This window comes from Aureispira sp. CCB-E (assembly GCF_031326345.1).
GTDB lineage: Bacteria > Bacteroidota > Bacteroidia > Chitinophagales > Saprospiraceae > Aureispira.
In genome coordinates, this window is the sequence record NZ_CP133671.1 from 5317739 (window position 1) to 5339292 (window position 21554).

The window sequence follows — 21554 nt, forward strand, 5'->3', positions numbered from 1 at the left end:
TTTTTTGTTCAAAAAATTTGCAGATATGAATAATTCCTTCGTATATTTGCATCGCATTAAACAAAGCGGGTGTGGTGAAATTGGTAGACACGCTAGACTTAGGATCTAGTGCCGCAAGGTGTGTGGGTTCGAGTCCCTCCACCCGCACCAACAGAATACGCAGGAAAGTGCAAGTTGCCGAATCGCTGAATTAGCATCATGATTCTCAGCTTGCACTTTTACTTTTTATCAAAAAAAAAATCAAGTTATGCCAACAATAACGCATGAGAATGTTGATGAGCTGAATGCTATTGTAACTATTGAGCTTTCTCAAGACGATTACTTGCCTAAAGTTAATTCTAAGCTAAAAGAATATCGCCAAAAAGCACAAATCAAAGGTTTCCGTCCAGGTAAAGTACCAATGGGCATGATCAAACGTAAATTTGGTACTACTGTTTTGGTAGAAGAAGTAAACGAGGCAATTGGTGAAAACTTAAACCAATATTTTAAGGATAACAATCTTAGAGTTTTGGGGCAACCATTAGCAATTGAAGATAAAAATCTAAAATTGAGTATCCACAAACCTTCTGATTATACATTTAAGTTTGAATTAGGTTTGGCTCCTGAGTTTGAGATCAAAGGTCTTTCTACTGATAATCAGCTTCCATTCTACGACCTTAGCGTTAGCGAAGAAGAATTAGAGGCTGAAATTGACAACGTTCGCAAAAAATACAGCAAAGGATTCCAAGAAGGAATTAATGATGTACAAGAAGATGACATGTTGGCCATCAGCTTAGAAGAATTGAACGAGAACGGTGACATCAAAGAAGGTGGTGTTGTTAAAGAAGAAACATTCTTGGCTTTGAGAGATATTGCCAATGAGGAACTTAAAGATAACTTGTTGAGTGCTACTCTAAGTGATTCTTTTGATATCGATGTTTTCACTATCGAGGACAAAGATGAAACTTACATCCGCAAACATGTATTGGGGATTGAAGAAGATCAAGAAATCAATAAAATGTTCCGTTTGACGATCAAAGAAATCAAACGTGTTGACAAAGCTGAATTGAACGAAGAATTCTTCAAACAGTTATTCCCTAACGAGGAAATTGATTCTGAAGAAGCCTTTAGAGAAAAAGTAAAATCAGAAATCTACAAAGGGTACAAACAAAGCTCTTTAAATCACTTTAGCAACTTAGTTTTTGACTTTTTATTAGAAGAAAACAAGTTAGACTTGCCTGTTGAGTTCTTGAAAAAATGGTTGAAAGAAACCAATGAAGGTATTACAGATGAATTCTTTGAAGGAAAAGAATTTGAGGCATTTATCAAGAATACAAACTGGTCGTTGTTGCGCGACAAACTAGCTGAAAAATATAAGGTTGAGGTGAATTACCAAGATGTAGAAGATGCTACTCGTGGCGAAATCTTGCGCTATTTCAACTACCAAATCCCTCCTTATGGTGAAATGATGGACAATATGTTACAAAAAATATTGTCGGATAGAAAAGAGGTTAATCGTCGCTTCGAGGCAATTATGGATGAAAGAATCCTAGAAAAAACATCTGAAGATATGGGTAAAGAAATGAAAGATGTTTCTAGAGAGGAGTTTGAAGAAATCTTGAAAGATTATCAAGCAAGCAAAAATCCCGCTCCTGTAGAAGAAAATACAGAAACAGAAGTTGAAGCATAAAAAATCTTATAAAAGATTTTCTCAATGTTAAAATATTATAAAGGCGTTTCACGTTAATTGTGAAACGCCTTTTTATTTTTGTATCCTCCAATTTTTCGAGCTTTTTGATATATATAGTTAAATTTATTACGTTTTGAATCTAACATTCAGCAAAAAAAATGTATAAAAATAAAACATAATTTTTATACTTAGTCAGTTTTTTTTCATATCTTAGAGCTTCAAATATATACCATGTTAATGAAAGTATTCTTGATACTTAACCATAAATTAATTTTGGCATTATATTTTAGGAATTATTAAAATAATTTCCCTTTTTTTAATTCTGAGAAACACCCATCCCAAAATAGATTAACGTCCTATAACAATCCCAAATGGAACAACGAATCCCCTCATTTAAATTATCCTTGATTGATAATTGAAAATATTTTATTTATATTTGAACAGTTTTATTTACTTTTTATTATTGTGAATGAACGTTTTAGTTGTTAACCTTATTTAAATACTTTACCGTATGGCAAAATCAAAAATGGAGGTTTTTACCCTCAAAAATGGTAAACAAGAAATCAAACTTATTTACCCTGAATTACGCAAAGTGGTATTGATACTTCGTGCAATTGGTCATGACTTGCGCAAGAAAATCGTTGATCTTCTTCGTGAGAACGAAACAATGAATGTTACTGATATTTATGTAAAACTACGTATCGAACAATCTGTTGCTTCTCAACATTTGGCTATTTTACGAAAAGCTGGTATCGTCCTAACCAAGCGCAACGGAAAATTCATTTACTATACGCTAAACAATGAGCGTTTGGCTGAGGTATCTGTCTTAGTAGAACAACTTGCTGCCTAGAAATTTGTTGTCCCACAAATTTATTATAACAGCATTAAACAATTTTTTTTAATTTTATCAAAACATATCCCCTTACAATGGAGTCACAAACCGTTATCATAGACGAGGATAAGCTGGAATTCGCAGCTGAAGTTATGCGCGCCTTAACGCATGATTTAAGATTACAAATCCTTTCTTTTATTGACAAGAATAAGAATATCAACGTTAATAAAATTTACAATACTCTTGGTTTAGAACAGTCAATTACTTCGCAACACTTGCGTATTTTGCGTCTAGCCAATATCGTAACACACGAAAGAAAAGGAAAACAAATTTTTTACAGTGTTAATTATGATTACATTAATAATATCGTAGGAGACATCAGTGTTTTTCTTTCAAAAATTTAATTGCAATCATTGCAAACGGATACAAAAAGCGGCACCCCTTTGGGCTGTCGCTTTTTACGTTACGATACTTGTTGCTTTCTAAACAATCGAATAAGTATATCCTCTGATTACAATTCTGTATTCTGTTGTATCATCTGTGCAAAGCTTTTTTGCTCTATTTTACTTTGGAGCCAAATTAAAATATTGAAGTTGTCCAACGTGATTTTATTCCTAGCTTCTTCTGGTAGTTGATCAAGTTGTTCGTACGTTTCTTTGTATAGTTTTTCTAGTGCTTGATCCTTGTAAACTAGTGGCAACTTTCGCACGAAATTCGATAGAATTGCTTCAAATTCTGAAAAATTTTTCTCCGTCCGCAACATCCGATGCAATCGTCTTGCGATGCTTTCTTGTAAATCAACATTCCCTAATTCATAATGGGCTAATAAATAAAGTAAGTTGATATGAAACGATTCTTTGTTCCAATCTAAGTTTTGATTCTGAAGAATTTTATAACAACAATCTTGTGATTTGTTGTAGTCTTCCATCAAAAAATATAGATAAGAAAGTTGATAGTATATCTTCATAATGCCAAATGCACCAATATCGTCACGAAATACTTCTAACTGCTCATGAAATCGAGCTAATTTCTCTTTGACTCGACCAAATTGGCAAGTTCGGTTGGCAATTGTCAATTCTAAATAAGCCTCATACCGAAACACTAACATTTTAATGGTTTTCGGTGCTTGCTTGGCGTATTTTTGAAAGATCTGTGGTAACCAATCAATTTTTTCTTCTGCTTCTTGGTATGCTCCTACATCAATTAAGATACTGATGTAATTGTGATAAACAATAATATAGGATTTTAGATTGTCTTTTAGAATAATTGGGTTGGCCTCAAATAAGTCGACAATTTGCTTGGCAAAAACCAAAGAGTCATCTAAGTTTCCTTCTACTTGTGAAAAAAAAATATGCGTATTATAAAAAAGCTGTCTAGCCAAAAAAGAAGTTGCTTGCTCTTTTTGAAGCAAAGGATTCAACTGCATCTGTTCCAGTTTTCTTTTTGATAATTTATCTCCAGACAAACTATATTTCTTATAATACAGAAAACAAAGGCTAGATACTCTCCAATAATTGTTATAACTAGCAGCTTGTTGCAACGCTCCTTCTACTTCTGCCCAACTTTGTTCAATGATTTTTTCATCAAAACTATAATAATGTGTTTGATTCAAGGTTCGTTCCCAAAAAATAAACAACGATTTAAATAAAAACTTGTCGGATTTATGTGCTAAGTTAATTCCTTTTTGAATAACTCCCTGACATTGTTCATACAACCCTTTTTGATACAATATTTCAATATCTTTTAACATATCTGCCAACTGGCTTGTGGTAGAGTTTTGACTATGATATTGACGTAAACTTTTCAGAATCAACTTATATAGATCACTTTTTGCCACTCCAAAATTCTTCATAAAAGCCCTCCCTTTAAATTTTTTTATTAACTGAGCTTCGTTATAAATTGATTGTTTTGAAATAGCATTCATCAATTCCAAGTAATTTTTTTCTCCTTTTTGCAAGCCCGCCATTAGTGTGAAATAGCGTTTTTCGGATTTAGACAAAGATTGAATCAAGTCAACTAGTTTCTTCATATATTTTATACTATGCTTTTTTACGAAAACCTCTTTACTAATATAGTTCGTCCAAATTACGAAGTAGTAACATCTTCAATTATCATGTTAAGAAACTAAAAAATATGCTTTTAACTAAATAATAGTCAATTAATTAATAAAAAATAACCTTTAAAAGAAAACTTATTAAATACAAATAGAGATTTGTTTCTATATTTCTAAATATCGACCTTAGTGCTCTGTGAAATTATTATCTAATAATTTTTAAGTGAGCCTTTTATCCGTGCTGCTCATTTCATCTTTATTATGTTGATAGTGCCACTATCCAAGACAAAGCAAATTTCTCAAAATTTTGTTTTTTAGCAAAATCATTAAAATACATCAACCTCCAAATATTATTGAGTGAGTTCTTCTCTGGTTCAACCTTCCCCACAAGGTTGAACCATTATTCTATGGGTGATATCAACCTTACATACTTTCTTAGCAATAGTATAGAACGTCTTTCGTTTTGAAGTTGTTTAAAATTAAGTAATAATCAAATATGAAATCACTTTCTGTCCTACTTTGCGTTGGATTTTGTCAAATAGCTACTTTTAGGGGTATACTCATATTAAAAAAGACGCAGTTTTAAACAACTTCATTATTAAATACTACAATTGATGGTTATTTTCTAAATTACTATTATAATCCTTTATTTCCTCTTTGAACTGTACATGTAAAAATGTTATACTCTGACAACATTGATTATAAATAGTTTTTTAAGAAGCAAGTGTTTAGAAAAAAAATATAGCTAAAAATAGACTTATTTTTATTATCATTTTTCTTGTCTACTTACTTTTAATTTTTGCTACAGGGCATTCAAATTTTAAGAACTCTATGAGAAAAGTATTAATCAATACCTTTATACTAACTTTAGTCGCACTTGCTATTTCGGGCATTGCATATACAAGTACCACAAAACGTATTCAAGGAGAAGCCATTATCATTATTCTTACACTCGCCCTAATAGCAGCAGTTCCAATAACGATGGGCTATATCATTGCTTCGGCATCACTTCGATCTCCCAATATTGTTTGGACAATCCTTAAGTTTTTTTTGTTTTTAGTCAATGGAGGCTTAATTATAGGAACAACTATATTAACCACCGCAATTCTTCCAGAAGAAGGAGCTGTTTTTGTTGGATATCCTTATATTTTGGCTGGAATTTACACGTATTATCAAACCATAAAAATCATCCGTTCCCCCTCTTATATTGAAACACGAGCTCTGCCAGACGATGATCTTCTAGATGATTTTTTAATGGACTCAAAATAGCAATCATAAGCAATCCATAATAGATATTATTAATCACTCATTTTATTCTCACAAATCAATTCTAATGAATACTTTTTTTGCACGTTCCCTCCTATTTTTAACACTACTTTTAATCGGTTCTTATTCCTCCAAAGCGCAAGATCTTAGTAAGATTGCTCATTCAATACTTGGCAAATGGGTTGTTGACTACGAAGCAACTCAAGCACTAAGTCTATGTAGTCAAAAGAAAAATGCAAGCTATATTAAAACACTCAAAAAATGGAACACCATATTCAAATTTAGAAAAAATAACATTCTAATTACCTGGGAAACAGACCCTTCTAGCAAAAAAAACTACGAAAAATAAATTTTCTTGGAGTCTGAAGAAAAAAGACCTTCCTCCCGAAAAGCTAGAACAATTCAAACAACACTCAGACTTTGACACGATCCTAAAACAAGGTTATTACATTGAACTAAGTATTTTGGAGCATGGCCGTCCGAGACCCGATAGAATGGTTATCTTAAAATTAGAAAAAGACCGATTAGTTATTCTAGATGTTGGTTGTCCAGTTGCTCTAAAGAAGTAATGCTTGTCTTTTTGCATCTATAACAAATTCATAGTAAGAAAATAGGGAGCAATGCTCCCTATTTTCTTATTCAACTGATTCCATGACCATTTTTCTACCCCCTAAATCTATTTCTTGTTTCAGTATTTTTCTTGAAGTTCTATCGATATAATACGTGCTTACTGTTGAGTTATTAGAAATATCATCTGTTGTTTCTACGACCCAAACTTGTTTTTTCTTTCCTTTAAAAGAAATCGTCATTTTTTTCACACTTCTAATTGTAGCTCTAACAACCCCAATTTTTGCAGTAGGGTTATAATCAAAAATCGATATGGTATTAGAATAACCGTTTTTAAGTGGCAACAATCTTACGAGTTCAGGATAAAAATTACTATCAAAAAAAGAGGCGTTTGTTTTCTCAGAAATAGGAGTTTTAATGGCTGTTTTTTTGTCTAAATAATACCCTGTTACCTTTTCTCCAAAATTCAAAACCATATCTCTTTGAGCATTAAAAGAAGAATGATAAATGGGCTCAAAGTTCAATACCCCAACAACCGTACTATCGATCCATTGTACAGGGGATTGCTTCATGCTTATTGTTTTGATAATCTGTATCTTTTCGTTGTCTTTTTGAATTTTAGTTTGAATGTTTCCTATCGGTATTTTTAGAGAATCATTGAGCATAAACCAATCCATTTCAGATGTCTCAGATTGTATCAAGTTCTTTTTGGCAGGATTATACAAAGGACTTAAAGGAGTTTTTTGACTAAAAGCAGGGCTACAAGCACCTATCACGATTAGCCAAACGTAGAATGTGTATTTCATTGATTAACTATTTTATTCCAATGTGCAATTAGATGTTGACAATTTATTCTAACAAAGCCAATTTGGCTTCATTTTTTAAGCTATTCTAGCTATGACTAAATGTAGCAACTTTTCTGTTTCAACAGGAACAAAACAACTATATATATATATATACGACGAATTCTATTGTTTTTTCGATTTACTAAAATCTCCTTTTGCCCATTGCTCTTGCAATTGAAGATATTTTTCTTGAGGATGACAAGTTACCCAATCAATGTTATTCGCTTTGCATACTTTAATGTGAAACAACAATCCAATCAAAGGATGTCCTATGATAAATAAAAAACTCCAGTGTCCAATCCAATTTGCCAGAAGAAAAGAAATACTTACATAAAAAATAAACTTTCCAGGTATCTTCCATTTGGGGCGTACAAATCGTCCTGTGTGACAATAGCCAACAGTCCAGATTAGTATGGCAATAAGAACATATAACAGTTCTATATTCATAATTCTCTTAGTTACATTTTAAGACTAATTTAGCTTAAAGCGAACAGGCAAATTATACTTGACACGAACCTCTTTCCCATTCTGTCGCCCAGGAATCCATTGCGGCATCAGACGAACTAACCGAAGACACTCTTTTTCCAATGGTTCACAGATTCCTCTAATCGCACGAACATCGACAATCCTTCCATCCTCCATAACCGTAAAACTAATCACAACCATACCCTCCGCAGCATTTTCACGAGCAAATGAAGGATATTGAATATTGCTATAAATAAACTTCAATAGCTTTTGATCGGCACACTTTTTCTTAGCCTTATGGTCGCCCTCTTCTGCTTCACAACCAGGGAATCGTGGCATTTCATCTACAATAACATCATTCTCACTCAATTCTGCTTCCTCTACTTCCAATGTTTGTTGAATGATAGAGTCTGCTTTATACATACCTTCATTCACTACCATCCCCAACGTATCGTATTCCACAAAAGCACCTTCCCGCAAATCATCCTTCCAATAAAGTTCACTTTCCACCTTTCCATTTTGGTAATAATACTTCCAAAGTCCTTGTTTTTCTCCTTTGGTATATATTCCTTCAGAATAAAGCTTTCCATAACTGTAGAATTTCCAGATACCTTCTTTGTAATTGTTCTTATAATTCCCTTCCGAAGTTTTAAGTCCATCATCTGACCAACTCATATACGAACCATGCAAAACGTCCCTATCCTCATATTTATATGTACTTAAAGAGGTAATTTGCCTTTTTTCAGGGTAAATACTTCTTACAATATACGCTTCTTCTCCCCTGACAGAATTTATCCCCAAATACCACGCATATACTTTTGTCTCCGTTGGTTCTAAAAAGTCGTCGTAAGCATTTTCATAGGGATTTTTTTCAGCAGTTGTTTTAGTTGCTTTCTGAGTCGAATTACAATTGACAACTAAAATAGAAAGAGCAATTAATGCCATTAATTGTTTCATGTTGTTTGATTTAGTTTTGGTTTCAGTAAAATAGAGATCGTTTTGTGCCGACAACAAGTCAGTACAAAGTGACAAAGATAATAATTATGCCCTTTAATTTATCAACAAAACATGTATTTAGCCTGCTTCTTGAAACGATTGGCACTTAGCTCCCTTTTGTTAACAGACGATTGTTATCATAAATCAAAGCCAATAAAACCCATAAAGCCCCAAATCCTTCCCACAAAGCGATTAACAAAAGTGCATCTTGATCCTGAACGACACACCAATAGACCAATACAGGTACTGTGATCAATAACCTAAAAACAATGGTTATCTTAAAAAAAATAATCACTCTATGGTAAGCCATGTATAAATAGTAAGCTCCCATATTTGTTGAAGCAATACCACTCAAAACAATAATTGATCTCAACTCAGTTGTATCAACCGAAAATAGGTTCAAACGCTCTACCATATAACTAGGGTGAAATATCGTTGTTATGCCTAATATAAATGCCATACCACCAAATACAGCCATAGCAATACGAGATTGCTGATAAGAACAAGTTCTGCGTTTCATACAATACTTTTTAGTAGCTTGACTCTTAGTGAACACAAGCTTAGTTTTAAAAAGCTGAAAACCTCCTTAAGAGATGATCAGTTATTCTTTTTTTCTAGGTATTGTTTTAATTGTCTTAACAAGGTGAGATGAGCGTTTCGTGCGGTTTTGGTAACAAAACTTGATAGACCTAAGGGGGCGTTTATCGTTACTTGTTCTAAGATATGAGTATGATTAGTATTACTTGCTGTGAATTGATAAGTGCAAGATAGGGAAATACTAGGAAAGCTTCTTACTGTAAAAATGCATGTATTTTCTTCTTCTAATAAAACGCGATGTGCCAAATAAGTTTTAGGGATAAAAATAGATTTCCATACTTTTACCCGTTCTTGAATTTCAAATATCGTCACATTTTGCCCTTCTTCATCCCGAAACTGTTGTGCAATTCTTACACTTTTGAGCAAAGGGTGCAAATACACATGATTTTGCAAATCACTAAAAAAACTAAAAACATCTGCTAGCGTTCGTTCTACTACTATATCTATTTCGTAACTAGTTTTTTTTATAATTGCGTTCATAAAATCATGATTCTTTGATCATTCGATATTAATATGTTATCGCCAATAAGAATTTACAATATCTCTCTTAATCCTTTTATAAGGGTTCTATCGGTCGTAATTGATGGTTTCCAGCTGAATTGGAGTAGGATTTAAACGAATCCACTTCACAGCAACTTCACACAACCTTGCTGTGCTCCCCGATTTTCGTTTAATCTCTTTAATCAGTCCTGTAAGTTCTTTCAAAATATCTTGTTCAATTTCTTGCCCAAACTGAACAAACTCGTAGAAAGCATCTGCCATTCTTTTATAATCACTATCCCAATTTATGCCACCATTTCCATCCAATTCATTGGCAATTCGACCAGAAATTCGAATTACTTCTCCTTGAATTGTTTGAGCTGGTCCACTAGAGGGAACTAAGAAATTCCAAAGCTCTTGATGCTGTTGCTGCCAAGTTGTTGCTTGTACAGAAATAGGTGATTTTCCGTCATGTATTCTTCTTCTTTTTACAGGAGTAACATCAAATAAAATATATAGCTCGTCGAGAGCATTGCTTACCTCATCAACAAGATCTTGATTAAAGTTATTTCTGTGAAACTCAAATTGTTCTCCGATTTCTCTAACCATTTTTTTAGTCAATGGGCTTAATGTTGCTTTTGCATTGATAAGAATTTTAGCAATTTCAAGTACACGAATGATAGTAACATTCTGACAAAACCTTAAGGTCAACTCTAAAGGAGTTAAGTTATCTCTATTCAAAGCATCAATTGAAGCTCCCCTTTCTACTAATATTTGGGTATTTTTTACATGGTGTGAAGAAACTGCTGCGTGCAAAGGAGTCCCTATTGAACTTCCATTATCATGAATATCTGCCCCAAGTTCTAATAAACTTTCAATATTTCCTAAACGACTTTTAGCTCTATTATGAAGTGGCGTATTTCCCCAAGTATCTCTTGCTTTTAAATTCGCACCATGCTCGACCAACCACTTCGCTAACTCATGTGGACATTGGTCAAACGCCAGTGCTGTTTTTTTACCATAACCTCTATATGCATCCAATTCACATTTATCAAATACCTTGATTAACTCCTCTATACTTGCTTCTTTTAAGAGTGTCTCAAAATTTTTAGGAAGCGTTTTTCTTTTTCTTGCCATATTGTGATTCGTTAATGGTAAGAGACAATATACCAGTTATTTTCCACTCCATTCACAATCGTAGATTTTTCTTCATCTCGAACCACTCTTACCCCAGTTTTATACAAACGAATAAATGATATAAAAAGCCCTCTAAGACCATCATTGACATAAGGCGTATAGGTTTCTATAATTACTTTTTTCTCTTCTTTGTTGTGTTCTATACACTTGAAATAACCTGCGTATCCATTTCTATGATTCATATCATACATTGGACCTAATACCTCTAAAAACTTATCCAATGTCTCCAAGCCTTCGGGCGTTACAATTTCATCTGCCGCAGATTTGCCTAGCTCAAAAATGGTATTTACACCATACTCTCTTTCAATTCTTTTATAAAATCGAATTAAAATATCTAGCTTATACCACTCCTCTAGTTTAGGGTCCGCAATCCCCTCCTCTTCGAGCATTTTTAGGAGGTTTTTCTTAATAAAATTAGGTTTGGCGAAAATAGGATTAAATGCAGATTGCCCGATAAATTCAGTGTTGGGATCAATAGGCTCTAGCATATCTTTAATTTTATGGTTATGAATATTAATACTCCGTTGATTTTTTAGTTTTCTTACGAAAAACGTAAAAAAGCATCTTGCATTAGTTTGATTATCAATCTTTTAGTATAAAAGCCAACAAAGATACATCTTGCTGATAATCAAACTAATACGATTTTTCAACGGAGTAATGGAATATAATAAGTCTCTTCAATAAATGTTGTTGCTATTTCAATAATACAATTAAGTAATCAAGCAGGTTAAAACAAGCTTTTCTGATAAAGAGTACAAAAGGCTGTTTACTTCGTGAGATCGCTTTGTTTAGTTAGTTGTGCTACTACTACATAGTACTTATTATTTTTTTAAACGATTACTTATCGTGAATAATACAACGCTATCCTTAACAAGGATTAATATATAACCTTTCTCCAAATTATCAAAACAACTAGGTATACTGTTTAATAAATTATAAGTAAGTGGACAGGAAAAAATATAGTTAAAAATGTAATTGTTTTTAGTGCTGTTCAAAGAAAAGAATTGAAGTTTTACCTGCGGTGCTACTTCGTGGTAGCGGGCTAAAACGAGATTTTTTGATGAAGAACAGTGCAAAAAGGATTCTATTTTGCCTATAAATTTTTATAAACGATTATTTATTGTTTGTAAAAAACCTTTAAATCCAATTGATGATTTTTCAAAAGCCAATCCCCATTCTGATCATTTCTTCAAATATTAAAAGGTTACTTTTTTACTCCTAAGGCATTAACAGGAAGAATAATTAAATTTCTATAACAAATAATATTCCGTTGACTACCTACGGTGCTACTTCGTAGCTTCAACGGAGTGATGAACAAATTAACCCACTTTAATTTATGAAATACATTCTATGCCTCCTGATTTTCTTTCTATTTTTAGAAAAACCCCATGCTCAAATAGTACGTATAGACTACCTTATGGAGACAGTCCCCCAACTGGTTGCTCCTATTTCCAATACTCCACTAGCCAAAAACCAGTATCCCATTTCGATGCATTATGGAAGTGCTCAGATTAAAAATCTTGACATCATCACAAAACTTAAGCGAAAAACCATTACAAGAATTGATTTAATTTACACTGCCTACAAACGTTCCAATAAGTTTGAACAACACTCCCTTAATCGGCAAAGAATTCAAACCTTAAAGCGCCACTTTCCCATTGTATTTGATAACAACCTAATTCAGTGGAATTTTATCGAACAACAAACGACCGATTATCAAATGGCAGAAGATTTATTTCATGGATTTATGGTGTATACTACTGAACCTGCTGAAGTTTCAGCACCCAATTCATCAACCATCTCTGAATCTAGCAATGGTCGCTCGAAACTTTCTACAGAAGAAGAAATTGTCATTATTAAGAAGATACTCGAAGAAGCTTTTGGCTCCTCTAGTGGTACTTTTGCAAGTGAGTCGCCGCTATCTGGTGGAGGGGGAACATATGAAGCTCCCAAAACCATTATCAAAATAGATACCCTTATTAGTGAACGTGTTATTAAAAATACAACTCGACGTTTCACAGGGCTTTATCTCCCTAGAAATAAACGTTTGCTAGAAAAAGGCAAACGATTTAAAAGACCTGGTCTATTCAAGCTTCGAAAAAAAGAGTCTTTAGATCCAGATCCTGCTTTGGATAAAACTGTTTATGATACTACCTTTACAGAATCAGAGATTTATGAAGAAGGCTCTACAACACGGTCTATAATTAGTACTCTTTCTAAAAGCGGATATTCTGGTGGCTGGTCCCCCGGCAGAAGTAGTTATCGCCAACATTTGCAAGATACTGTTGTACTAAGGGTTTTAGAAAAGCGAAAAACTCGTTGGGAAAATCATATTATTGTGGAAGATGTTACAGGGAGTATGTATCCTTATATTGCACAAACTTTTATTTGGAGACGCAACAACTTTGAGCGTTTAAACGCTCCTCCATTTGTCTTTTTTAACGATGGGGACACTGGTCCTAATGGTTATGAACACATTGGTAACATTAAAGGCATTTACGATATTCAAGACGATAATATCGAAGTTGTTGAAGAAGTTTGTTATAGTACCATGCGCAAAGGTTCTGGTCGAGATGCGCCAGAAAACAATTTAGAAGCTGTGATTAAGGCTTTAAAAAAATACCCTGACAATGAAGGCATTGTTATGATTGCAGACAATTTTGCGCCTGTAAAAGATATTAAATTATTATCCAAAATTGATATTCCTATCCAAATTATTCTTTGTGGTGTGGAACGCTCTGGAGGTCGAATTCATGCGGATTATCTAAAAATTGCCATAAAAACCAAAGGTGCCATTTATACGATGAACGATGATTTCGAAGCCTTATCCGAACTAGAAGGAGGCAACACTATAAAAATCGGAGATCAAAAATTTAAGCTAACAGGGGACGAACTTCTTTTAGTACATTAAAAACAAAGAGCCATTCTAGGAATTATTTCCTTGGATGGCTTTCTTGTTTAACAAAATCAAAGTATGCATTACTTAAAAACTACCTGATAATCATAAGTCATTCCTGGATCACATATTTCAAGAGTTCCTTTTAGGGCATCAGAAATTACTTGTTGTGCTTTCTCTTTATGATAACGACTTAATTCAACTTTTAACCACTTATCTCTTACTTTTGAGGACTCCCCTCCTCCTATACTTTTTACCCAAATAAATTCTTGTTTTTCACTTCGATCTTTCAGACCAATATATTTTTCGCTACAAGGGGCATTGTATATTCCCTTATAAGATATAGTTTTTTGTCCAAGTAATTTCACTAAGCTTGTTTTTTCAATTTCTTTTTCAAGCTTTTCAATCGTTATAATATCTAAAGGTACTCCCTCATCGACTCCTTGTAGATTATTTTTGATATTGACTTGAGGCAGTTTAGGCAAAGCCCAATCTCTGATCTCAAAAGAATACATTTTCTCCCATTTTTTATTGAAAGTATAAATTTGAAAAGTATTTATACTAGAATTATCATCATGGTAACAAACAAAACCAATTTCATCAGTTCCATTGCCATCCATATCTCCAATTTTTTCTAGCCAAGCAAGACCAAAATCGCCAATATTTTTTAAGGTATCAACTAAAGAAGCGTTATCTACTAAAAATGAATAGTTTTCGCCAATTTCATGTCTAAAATAAGCATAACTACCAACAGGGATATTTTCGTAAAATTTATTGGTTTCTTTTCTTGTTTTAAGACTGACGAATTTTTCTGTCAGAGTATCTATCTTACCATCTCCATCAAAATCACCACTAATTTTAAAACGATATCCCCAAATAGCTTTCCCCATAACTTCTTCAATACGCTCCTCTTTAATCACCTCTTTTGGAGTTACTTTTATCGAATAATTGGACTCTTGTTCCGTACTTTTTTCCGAATTCTGATTGCATGAAAAAATAAAGATTGATAAAAATAAAAGTAGTCCCCCTTTACAAGTAATACTCATCATAAATTTTGGATTTTATTGTTTTGTCGCCTCTTCACTTTCTTAAATTTGAACTCATAATTTCTCGAATTTTCAACAACTTAAGTTTTTACTTTTACTAAATGAAAAAAGTTGCTATTTTAAAAGTCTAATAAACTTGTGCTTGAACCTAAGCATATCATTATCAACAATCAAAAAAGAATGAAAAGCATGAAACAATTTAAAATTTTAGGATTACTCTTCCTTAGTTGCTTGGGCTGGGCGTGCAATAAAGACAATAGTACCAATCCTGATTGCATTGGTTCTTTTACAGACCCCAGAGATGGCAAAGTTTATACTACAGCTATAATCGGTCTACAATGTTGGATGACAGAAAATATGCGTTTTGAAATGACGGGCGACTTAATCAACCCTATGAATCCGACAAACCAATATGGCAGATTGTATACGTACAATCAAGCCTTAAATGTTTGTCCTGATGGTTGGCACTTGCCTTCAGATGAAGAGTGGATTGCCTTAGAACGCTTTTTAGGAATGTCTAAGACAGAAGCTGATTTTGTTGGTTCTAATAGAGGCAATAACGAAGCTGCCTTATTAAAATCTACTTCTAGATGGTCTGATTTGAATGGCACGAATGACTTTGGCTTTAATGCGTTTCCAGCAGGTTCTAATAACAATGGTAATTTTCAAAACTTAGGGGACAATGCCCGTTTTTGGTCCCACACAAGTTCTGGCGCCAATACTGCTTACTCTAGAGTTTTCTTTCATAACACACAGCAAATTGCACGTTATAGAGATAATGTGAATTTCGCCTATTCGTGTCGCTGTTTAAAAAATTAAACTACTTTTATCATTACTTCGGAATAGCAGCGTAACTAACTAAAAGCAAAGCGCTCACGAAGTAACCTAACAATATCAACACACATGTTTCGATTCACACTGACCTGTTTTATTCTATCTACTTGCTTACACCTAAAAGCGCAACAAATAGATACTATCTCATTTGTATTGACCTCTTTTAACAATATTTATATTCCTGCTCTTTTAAATCAAAAAGATAGTCTAAAAATGATGTTTCACACAGGAGAGAGTGGTGTCTCCATCATTGAAGAAGTATTTAACAAGATCGCTATTAAAAAAAATGCTACCAGTACAGAAGCCAATAGTTGGGGCGGAAAAGGGACTGCTAAATTTTTTAAAAACAACACATTCTCTATTGGGAATCATCGTTTCGATAGTCTAGTCGTATGGGTGGACAAACATTCAGGACAACTAACCGATGGTAAGTTTGGACCACTTCTTTTTAAGGGAAAAATGATTGAAATTAACTACCATGATAAAAATTTTGTTATCTATGAAAGTGTCCCGCCAAAACAACATTTAAAACAGTTTCAAAAGTTTCGATTAACACAAGAAAAAGGCTTGTTATTTATTGAAGGAAAATTAAACATTGGGCGACAAAGGTTGCAACAAAAATTTATGATTCACACAGGCTATGGAGGAACAATTTTACTGGACGATGCCTTTGCTCAAAAACATCAATTAGGGCGTCTCTTAAAGATTACCAATGAAAGTACGCTAAAAGATGCTTATGGCAATACCTTAACAACTAAAAAAGCCGTCTTACCCTCATTCAAGATTGGGCGTACTAAGTTTAAAGCACTCCCAATTAGCTTTTTTGAAGGTTCCATTGGACGGCAAAAAATAAGCGTTCTTGGCAATGGGTTATTGAAACACTATAATATGATCTTAGATATAGAAAACAGCTTGGTGTATTTAAAACCTAATCATCTATTTGAACAATAGACCTTCTTAAGCCTTATATACCTATACATTAGATAGAGTCTTTAAGAAGATTCTATCTAATGTTCGTTTCACAAAAGTTGTTTGCCCAGTAATCAATTGATTTTTATTTTTGGCAATGTTTTACTTGCAGTTGCAAAACTTCATCGCCATACATATCAGTATATCCCTGTTTGAGCGCATTGTCTAAATCCTCACAGGCTTTAGCTATTTTTTTCTTCTCAATCCAAATCAATGCTCTAATTTTATATGCATAAGGATTGCCAGGAAAGAGTTTAATTGATTTATCAATATCTTTCATAGCTGCATTTAGTTGCCCTAATTTTAATTTACTAAAACTCCGATTGCTATACCCTAAAGGCTCATTGGGTGAAATTTTGAGAGCTTGATCAAAGTACTCTACAGCCTCTTTGTGTCTGTTCAATCCTTGGTATTTAAAGCCAATATTAATGTATGCAGGAAAATACAAGCTATCAATTTCAACTACCTTAATTAGATACCTTAAGGTTTCCTCCCCTTTCCCAACTTCATCAGCTACCATTCCCAAATTGGTCAAAACGGCTAAGTTAGTAGAATCTAGTGCGTAAGCTTCCATTAAATCTTGGTAAGCCCCTTCATAGTTCATAATTCTAGTTTTTGCCCCTGCTCGGTTCGACAAATAACTAACTCGCATTTCTTCTGTTTTTGCCAGTCGAATGGCTTCTGTATAATCTTTAATCGCATCTTCAAAGCCTCTCAAATGCAACAACAAATTAGCTCGGTCGTTGTATAACAGTGCTTCTTCTGGAAATTTTTCTAATGCCACACCATAAATTGCATAAGCCTCTTGATAGGCTTTTAACTGAGTTTTTAACTCTGCCCAAACCGCATAATAATCGGCTTGGTTAGGATCTAATTTAAGAGCTTGTTCAATTTCAGTTAACGCAGCTTTGTAGTTCTCTTTATCATAAAGTTCTAATGCTTTTTCAAAATAATCGGCTGCCGTCTGAGAAAAAGCAATATTGGCAAGCAATACGTAAAAAAGACAAAGTAATGTTTTCATTGTTTTAGTTTTAGTTTGATAATTCCTTATAATAAGACAAAAATCCAAAAACTCAGAATAGTTTTTGGATTTTTTATCCTAATACTCCGTTGATTTTTTATTTTTTCTACGAAAAACGTAAAAAAGCATCTTGTATTAGTTTGATTACCAGTCTTTTAGTGCAAAGGTTAATAAAAATACATCTTACTGATAATCAAACTAATACGATTTTTCAACGGAGTAATGTTATCCTGCTTGTAGTCTTTATTAGTCTACAATCGTAACCAAGTCATCTTTACTCTTGCGCACTTTTTCTAGGTTTACCAACCAGTCTTTCTCAGTATCTCTATATCCAACTGTCATCATCACACAGCTTCTAAGCCCTTTGGATCTCAAATCTAAAATTTCATCCAGTTTAGCAGGATCAAATCCCTCCATCGGAGTACTATCTACTTCTTCAAAAGCTGCTGCCGTCAATGCTGCCATCAATGCAATATAGGCTTGTCTTGCAGCATGATTAAAGTTTTCTTCAGCATCTCTCTGAGGATAAATATTTAATAATTGCTGGCGATAATTCTCCCATCCTTCGTTCTTAAATCCACGTACTTCATTGACCAAGTCAAACATTTTATTAATTCGATCTTCTGTATACGTATCCCAAGCAGCAAAAACCAATAAGTGAGAACAATCCGATACAACAGATTGATTCCAAGCAATTGCCTTGATTTTTTCTTTTACCTCTTGGTTGGTAACTATAATAATTTCGAAAGGTTGTAATCCACTAGAAGTTGGAGCCAAATTGGCGGCCTCTATAATGGTATCAATTTTCTCTTGAGGTACCTTTTTACCATTCATTGCTTTGGTAGCATAACGCCAATTTAACTTGTCTAATAATTCCATTTTTATTGTTTGTTCTTTAATGATTAAATTATAATACTCCGAAACAAGCAAAACTTAAATTGGTTCTAGAAAAATTATTTTGCACAAAGACTTAACATTTTATTAACTCATATTTCCTGTTGCCATTCCCCATAACACCTCCATTATCTATCTAATTTTTCCATTCTTAGATAAGAGGCTAAACCATGAAAGATCTTACAACAAATAGAACTTTGTTAAATCTTAGCCATTTTTTTATATTAAAATTGTATATTGTAGAATAACTATTCAATCTATTTTAAATACTACGCTACTATGGTTCAGTCTTACAAAAAGAAACACAAACTTGCTGCATCGTACGATACTATCATTATAGGTTCGGGGATAGGTGGTTTAACTACTGCTGTTTTATTAGCTCAGAAAGGTCAAAAGGTCTTGGTGTTGGAGCGTCACTATACAGCAGGTGGTTTTACCCATATTTTCAAGCGCAAAGGTTATGAATGGGATGTTGGAATTCATTATGTGGGTAGTATGGAAAAAGAATCTAGCATTCTCAAAAAAATATTTGACTCTATCACTGACCAACAACTAAAATGGGCAGATATGGGAGCGGTATACGATCGCATTGTCATTGGGGATAAAACTTATGATTACGTCAAAGGTGTTGGTAACTGGACAGAAAAAATGATTGGCTATTTCCCTGACGAAGAAAAAGCAATTCGAGCATACGTAGATTTAATTTTTAAGGTTAGTGCTACCAGTCGCAATTTTTTTGTTGAAAAAACAATGTCTCCAATTTGGAGCAAATTATTGGGATGGTTCTTGCGAAAGCCCTATCTCGAATATGCTAGAAAAAGCACCCATGACGTACTCGGTTCTCTAACCCAAAATCAAGAATTAATCAAAGTATTGGCAGGTCAATATGGAGACTATGGTCTACCGCCCAAACAAAGTAGTTTTGCCATGCATGCCTCTTTGGTCAGACACTATTTTTCAGGGGGCTTTTTTCCTATTGGTGGATCTTCTCAAATTGTAGAAACGATTGCTCCCGTATTAGAACGTTTGGGATCTACTATTCTTATTAGTGCTGAAGTTGACCAAGTAGTTATAGAAAAGAATACGGCTGTTGGTGTTCGAATGAAAGATGGAAAAGTATTCAAAGCAAAACACATTATCAGCAATGCGGGGCTATACACTACTTACAAAACTTTGCTTCCTGCTCCTATCGTGCAAAAACATCGTTTGCAACAACAACTTAACAAAGTACAACATTCTGTAGCTCATGCTTGTCTCTATATTGGTTTAGATGGAAGCCCTGAAGAATTGCAGTTGCCCAAAGCCAACTACTGGCTCTACCCTGACAAACTGAGTCATGATGAATGTGTTGAGAATTATTTAAAGGATCATAACGAGCCTTTTCCTGTTGTTTATATTTCTTTTCCTGCCGCAAAAGATCCTGATTGGAACAATCGCTATCCTGGTAAAAGTACAATTGATATTATCACACTCGTTCCTTATGAAACATTTGAAAATTGGGATGGAAAACGATGGAAAAAACGAGGTGAAGACTATGAAGCACGCAAGGAAAAAATTGCACAACGCCTCTTAGAGATACTATACAAGAAAGAACCTCAACTAAAAGGAAAAGTCGATTACTATGAGTTGTCTAGTCCATTAACAACAAAGCATTTTGTCAATTATGAAAAAGGTGAGTTATATGGTTTGGAACATACTCCAGAACGATTTGAACAAAAGTTTCTACGCCCAAGAACGCCTATCAAAAACTTTTACTTGACAGGGCAAGATATCACTACAGCGGGCATTGGTGGAGCAGCCTTTGCTGGTCTGTTAACTGCTTCTACTATTACTGGTGATAATATTGCAAAAGAATTGATGTCTTGAGACTAAAAAATTAAGGCTGGATTTTTCTTTTCAAACAATACAACTCATTCAAAAAAAGCAAACTTCAGAAACTATACGAACTAAAAAATAGTTATATTTATACTTTGCTGCATGACCAAATCACATCATTTTGATTATTAAAAAGATACGCTCTTATTGCCTAAAATATTAAAAATGACTTTAAAAGATAAATATATAAATCCTCTTACAGATTTTGGTTTCAAAAAACTTTTTGGAGTTGAACCTAATAAAGAGCTTTTAATTGATTTTCTCAATCAATTGCTCCCCTCTATCCATCAGATTAAAAACCTTACTTATACTAAAAATGAGCACTTAGGGAGCAGTGAATATGAAAGAAAAGCCATCTTTGATTTGTATTGTGAGAGTGAATCTGGCGAAAAATTTATTGTAGAAGTGCAAAAAGCTAAACAAAATTTCTTTAAAGATAGATCGGTCTATTACTCTACTTTCCCCATACAGGAACAAGCAAAAAAAGGGGATTGGAATTTTAAATTAGCAGCTGTTTATACAATTGGTATCTTAGACTTTATTTTTGATGAACACAAAACTCAAAATGAGTTATTACATACTGTTAAACTAAAAGATCAAAATGGCAATGTATTTTATAATAAACTAACCTACATCTATATTGAGCTTCCTAAATTCACTAAGTCCGATAACGAGTTGCAATCTAAGTTTGATAAATGGTTGTATGTTTTTAGACATCTAGCCAACCTGCAAAACCGCCCTGTTGTGCTTCAAGAAAGAATTTTTAAAAAACTCTTTGAAGCAGCTGAAATCGCTAAATTTACTCCCAAAGAAAAAGAACAATACGAGGAAAGTTTAAAATATTATCGCGATTTGAAAAATGTTGTTGATTCTTCTAAAGAAGAGGGAATTAAGGAGGGCAGAGAAAAGGGTATTAAAGAAGGAATCAAGACAGGAATCAAGACAGGTAGAAAAGAAGTAGCCAAAGAAATGAAAGCAGATGGTTTTTCCTTAGAAAAAATAGCCCGATATACAGGTCTCTCAATTGAGGAAATCCAAAAACTATAAAAGCC

Annotated in this window: 20 protein-coding genes and 1 tRNA gene; 10 read left to right on the forward strand and 11 right to left on the reverse strand. The window is 33.6% G+C overall.

Annotation, left to right across the window (positions count from 1 at the left end):
• Positions 1-65 precede the first annotated feature (65 nt).
• The 4 genes from QP953_RS20795 (at position 66) to QP953_RS20810 (ending at position 2905) form a co-directional block, all read left to right on the forward strand.
• Positions 66-150, forward strand: a tRNA-Leu gene (locus QP953_RS20795).
• 97 nt (positions 151-247) lie between these two features.
• Positions 248-1669: a trigger factor gene (gene tig, locus QP953_RS20800; protein WP_309552844.1), complete on the forward strand. Its 1422-nt coding sequence runs from the start codon at positions 248-250 to the stop codon at positions 1667-1669.
• Between the two features lie 511 nt (positions 1670-2180).
• Entirely contained in the window at positions 2181-2519 is a 339-nt protein-coding gene (locus tag QP953_RS20805; protein WP_052599846.1) for a helix-turn-helix transcriptional regulator, read from the forward strand.
• Positions 2520-2596: 77 nt separating this feature from the next.
• Positions 2597-2905 (forward strand): helix-turn-helix transcriptional regulator, encoded by a 309-nt coding sequence (locus QP953_RS20810; RefSeq protein ID WP_052599845.1) that lies wholly within the window; start codon positions 2597-2599, stop codon positions 2903-2905.
• A gap of 107 nt (positions 2906-3012) precedes the next feature.
• On the opposite strand, the gene QP953_RS20815 is transcribed toward QP953_RS20810, so the two are convergent.
• On the reverse strand, positions 3013-4530 hold the full coding sequence (locus QP953_RS20815; protein WP_052599844.1) for a hypothetical protein: 1518 nt from the start codon (positions 4528-4530) through the stop codon (positions 3013-3015).
• Between the two features lie 855 nt (positions 4531-5385).
• Between QP953_RS20815 and QP953_RS20820 the strand changes: the two genes are divergently transcribed.
• On the forward strand, positions 5386-5823 hold the full coding sequence (locus tag QP953_RS20820) for a hypothetical protein (RefSeq protein ID WP_309552845.1): 438 nt from the start codon (positions 5386-5388) through the stop codon (positions 5821-5823).
• 632 nt (positions 5824-6455) lie between these two features.
• Here QP953_RS20820 and QP953_RS20825 read toward each other — a convergent pair.
• The 7 genes from QP953_RS20825 to QP953_RS20855 form a co-directional block, all read right to left on the reverse strand.
• Entirely contained in the window at positions 6456-7193 is a 738-nt protein-coding gene (locus QP953_RS20825; protein WP_309552846.1) for a hypothetical protein, read from the reverse strand.
• Positions 7194-7355: 162 nt separating this feature from the next.
• Positions 7356-7679 (reverse strand): hypothetical protein, encoded by a 324-nt coding sequence (locus QP953_RS20830; protein WP_197043943.1) that lies wholly within the window; start codon positions 7677-7679, stop codon positions 7356-7358.
• Between the two features lie 24 nt (positions 7680-7703).
• Positions 7704-8654, reverse strand: coding sequence for an energy transducer TonB (locus QP953_RS20835; RefSeq protein WP_052599839.1), 951 nt, complete (start codon positions 8652-8654; stop codon positions 7704-7706).
• 145 nt (positions 8655-8799) lie between these two features.
• Complete coding sequence (locus QP953_RS20840) at positions 8800-9213, reverse strand: hypothetical protein (protein ID WP_052599838.1); 414 nt, start codon at positions 9211-9213, stop codon at positions 8800-8802.
• Between the two features lie 77 nt (positions 9214-9290).
• Positions 9291-9770 carry a hypothetical protein gene (locus tag QP953_RS20845; protein ID WP_309552847.1) on the reverse strand — a complete coding sequence of 160 codons (480 nt, stop codon included), beginning with the start codon at positions 9768-9770 and terminating at the stop codon, positions 9291-9293.
• Between the two features lie 87 nt (positions 9771-9857).
• Entirely contained in the window at positions 9858-10907 is a 1050-nt protein-coding gene (locus QP953_RS20850) for an ankyrin repeat domain-containing protein (RefSeq protein ID WP_309552848.1), read from the reverse strand.
• Between the two features lie 11 nt (positions 10908-10918).
• A complete protein-coding gene (locus tag QP953_RS20855; protein ID WP_052599835.1) occupies positions 10919-11455 on the reverse strand; it encodes a hypothetical protein in 537 nt (178 codons plus the stop codon).
• Between the two features lie 848 nt (positions 11456-12303).
• On the opposite strand from QP953_RS20855, the gene QP953_RS20860 reads away from it, so the two are divergent.
• Positions 12304-13878, forward strand: a complete 1575-nt coding sequence (locus QP953_RS20860) for a hypothetical protein (RefSeq protein ID WP_309552849.1) — start codon at positions 12304-12306, stop codon at positions 13876-13878.
• Between the two features lie 68 nt (positions 13879-13946).
• Here QP953_RS20860 and QP953_RS20865 read toward each other — a convergent pair whose 3' ends face one another.
• Positions 13947-14912 carry a hypothetical protein gene (locus QP953_RS20865; RefSeq protein ID WP_309552850.1) on the reverse strand — a complete coding sequence of 322 codons (966 nt, stop codon included), beginning with the start codon at positions 14910-14912 and terminating at the stop codon, positions 13947-13949.
• A gap of 186 nt (positions 14913-15098) precedes the next feature.
• Between QP953_RS20865 and QP953_RS20870 the strand changes: the two genes are divergently transcribed.
• Both QP953_RS20870 and QP953_RS20875 read left to right on the forward strand, forming a co-directional pair.
• Positions 15099-15728, forward strand: coding sequence for an FISUMP domain-containing protein (locus QP953_RS20870; protein ID WP_309552851.1), 630 nt, complete (start codon positions 15099-15101; stop codon positions 15726-15728).
• 84 nt (positions 15729-15812) lie between these two features.
• A complete protein-coding gene (locus QP953_RS20875; RefSeq protein WP_309552852.1) occupies positions 15813-16694 on the forward strand; it encodes an aspartyl protease family protein in 882 nt (293 codons plus the stop codon).
• Positions 16695-16797: 103 nt separating this feature from the next.
• Here QP953_RS20875 and QP953_RS20880 read toward each other — a convergent pair whose 3' ends face one another.
• Entirely contained in the window at positions 16798-17733 is a 936-nt protein-coding gene (locus QP953_RS20880) for a tetratricopeptide repeat protein (protein WP_052599830.1), read from the reverse strand.
• Positions 17734-17979: 246 nt separating this feature from the next.
• Positions 17980-18612, reverse strand: a complete 633-nt coding sequence (locus QP953_RS20885; RefSeq protein WP_309552853.1) for a nitroreductase family protein — start codon at positions 18610-18612, stop codon at positions 17980-17982.
• 294 nt (positions 18613-18906) lie between these two features.
• On the opposite strand from QP953_RS20885, the gene QP953_RS20890 reads away from it, so the two are divergent.
• Together QP953_RS20890 and QP953_RS20895 are read left to right on the forward strand one after the other, a co-directional pair.
• Entirely contained in the window at positions 18907-20493 is a 1587-nt protein-coding gene (locus QP953_RS20890; RefSeq protein WP_309552854.1) for an NAD(P)/FAD-dependent oxidoreductase, read from the forward strand.
• 174 nt (positions 20494-20667) lie between these two features.
• The gene (locus tag QP953_RS20895; RefSeq protein WP_309552855.1) at positions 20668-21549 is read left to right on the forward strand and encodes an Rpn family recombination-promoting nuclease/putative transposase; all 882 of its coding nucleotides are present in this window, start codon (positions 20668-20670) and stop codon (positions 21547-21549) included.
• Positions 21550-21554 lie beyond the last annotated feature (5 nt).

Bases quoted from the DNA above. Each gene is read 5' to 3' on its own strand.
- QP953_RS20885 (WP_309552853.1), bottom strand. From the start codon at position 18,612: ATGGAATTATTAGACAAGTTAAATTGGCGTTATGCTACCAAAGCAATG.
- QP953_RS20855 (WP_052599835.1), bottom strand. From the start codon at position 11,455: ATGCTAGAGCCTATTGATCCCAACACTGAATTTATCGGGCAATCTGCA.
- QP953_RS20815 (WP_052599844.1), bottom strand. From the start codon at position 4,530: ATGAAGAAACTAGTTGACTTGATTCAATCTTTGTCTAAATCCGAAAAA.
- QP953_RS20890 (WP_309552854.1), top strand. From the start codon at position 18,907: ATGGTTCAGTCTTACAAAAAGAAACACAAACTTGCTGCATCGTACGAT.
- QP953_RS20865 (WP_309552850.1), bottom strand. From the start codon at position 14,912: ATGATGAGTATTACTTGTAAAGGGGGACTACTTTTATTTTTATCAATC.
- QP953_RS20875 (WP_309552852.1), top strand. From the start codon at position 15,813: ATGTTTCGATTCACACTGACCTGTTTTATTCTATCTACTTGCTTACAC.
- QP953_RS20870 (WP_309552851.1), top strand. From the start codon at position 15,099: ATGAAACAATTTAAAATTTTAGGATTACTCTTCCTTAGTTGCTTGGGC.
- QP953_RS20880 (WP_052599830.1), bottom strand. From the start codon at position 17,733: ATGAAAACATTACTTTGTCTTTTTTACGTATTGCTTGCCAATATTGCT.
- QP953_RS20810 (WP_052599845.1), top strand. From the start codon at position 2,597: ATGGAGTCACAAACCGTTATCATAGACGAGGATAAGCTGGAATTCGCA.
- QP953_RS20840 (WP_052599838.1), bottom strand. From the start codon at position 9,213: ATGAAACGCAGAACTTGTTCTTATCAGCAATCTCGTATTGCTATGGCT.
- QP953_RS20860 (WP_309552849.1), top strand. From the start codon at position 12,304: ATGAAATACATTCTATGCCTCCTGATTTTCTTTCTATTTTTAGAAAAA.
- tig (WP_309552844.1), top strand. From the start codon at position 248: ATGCCAACAATAACGCATGAGAATGTTGATGAGCTGAATGCTATTGTA.
- QP953_RS20845 (WP_309552847.1), bottom strand. From the start codon at position 9,770: ATGAACGCAATTATAAAAAAAACTAGTTACGAAATAGATATAGTAGTA.
- QP953_RS20830 (WP_197043943.1), bottom strand. From the start codon at position 7,679: ATGAATATAGAACTGTTATATGTTCTTATTGCCATACTAATCTGGACT.
- QP953_RS20820 (WP_309552845.1), top strand. From the start codon at position 5,386: ATGAGAAAAGTATTAATCAATACCTTTATACTAACTTTAGTCGCACTT.
- QP953_RS20825 (WP_309552846.1), bottom strand. From the start codon at position 7,193: ATGAAATACACATTCTACGTTTGGCTAATCGTGATAGGTGCTTGTAGC.
- QP953_RS20850 (WP_309552848.1), bottom strand. From the start codon at position 10,907: ATGGCAAGAAAAAGAAAAACGCTTCCTAAAAATTTTGAGACACTCTTA.
- QP953_RS20895 (WP_309552855.1), top strand. From the start codon at position 20,668: ATGACTTTAAAAGATAAATATATAAATCCTCTTACAGATTTTGGTTTC.
- QP953_RS20835 (WP_052599839.1), bottom strand. From the start codon at position 8,654: ATGAAACAATTAATGGCATTAATTGCTCTTTCTATTTTAGTTGTCAAT.
- QP953_RS20805 (WP_052599846.1), top strand. From the start codon at position 2,181: ATGGCAAAATCAAAAATGGAGGTTTTTACCCTCAAAAATGGTAAACAA.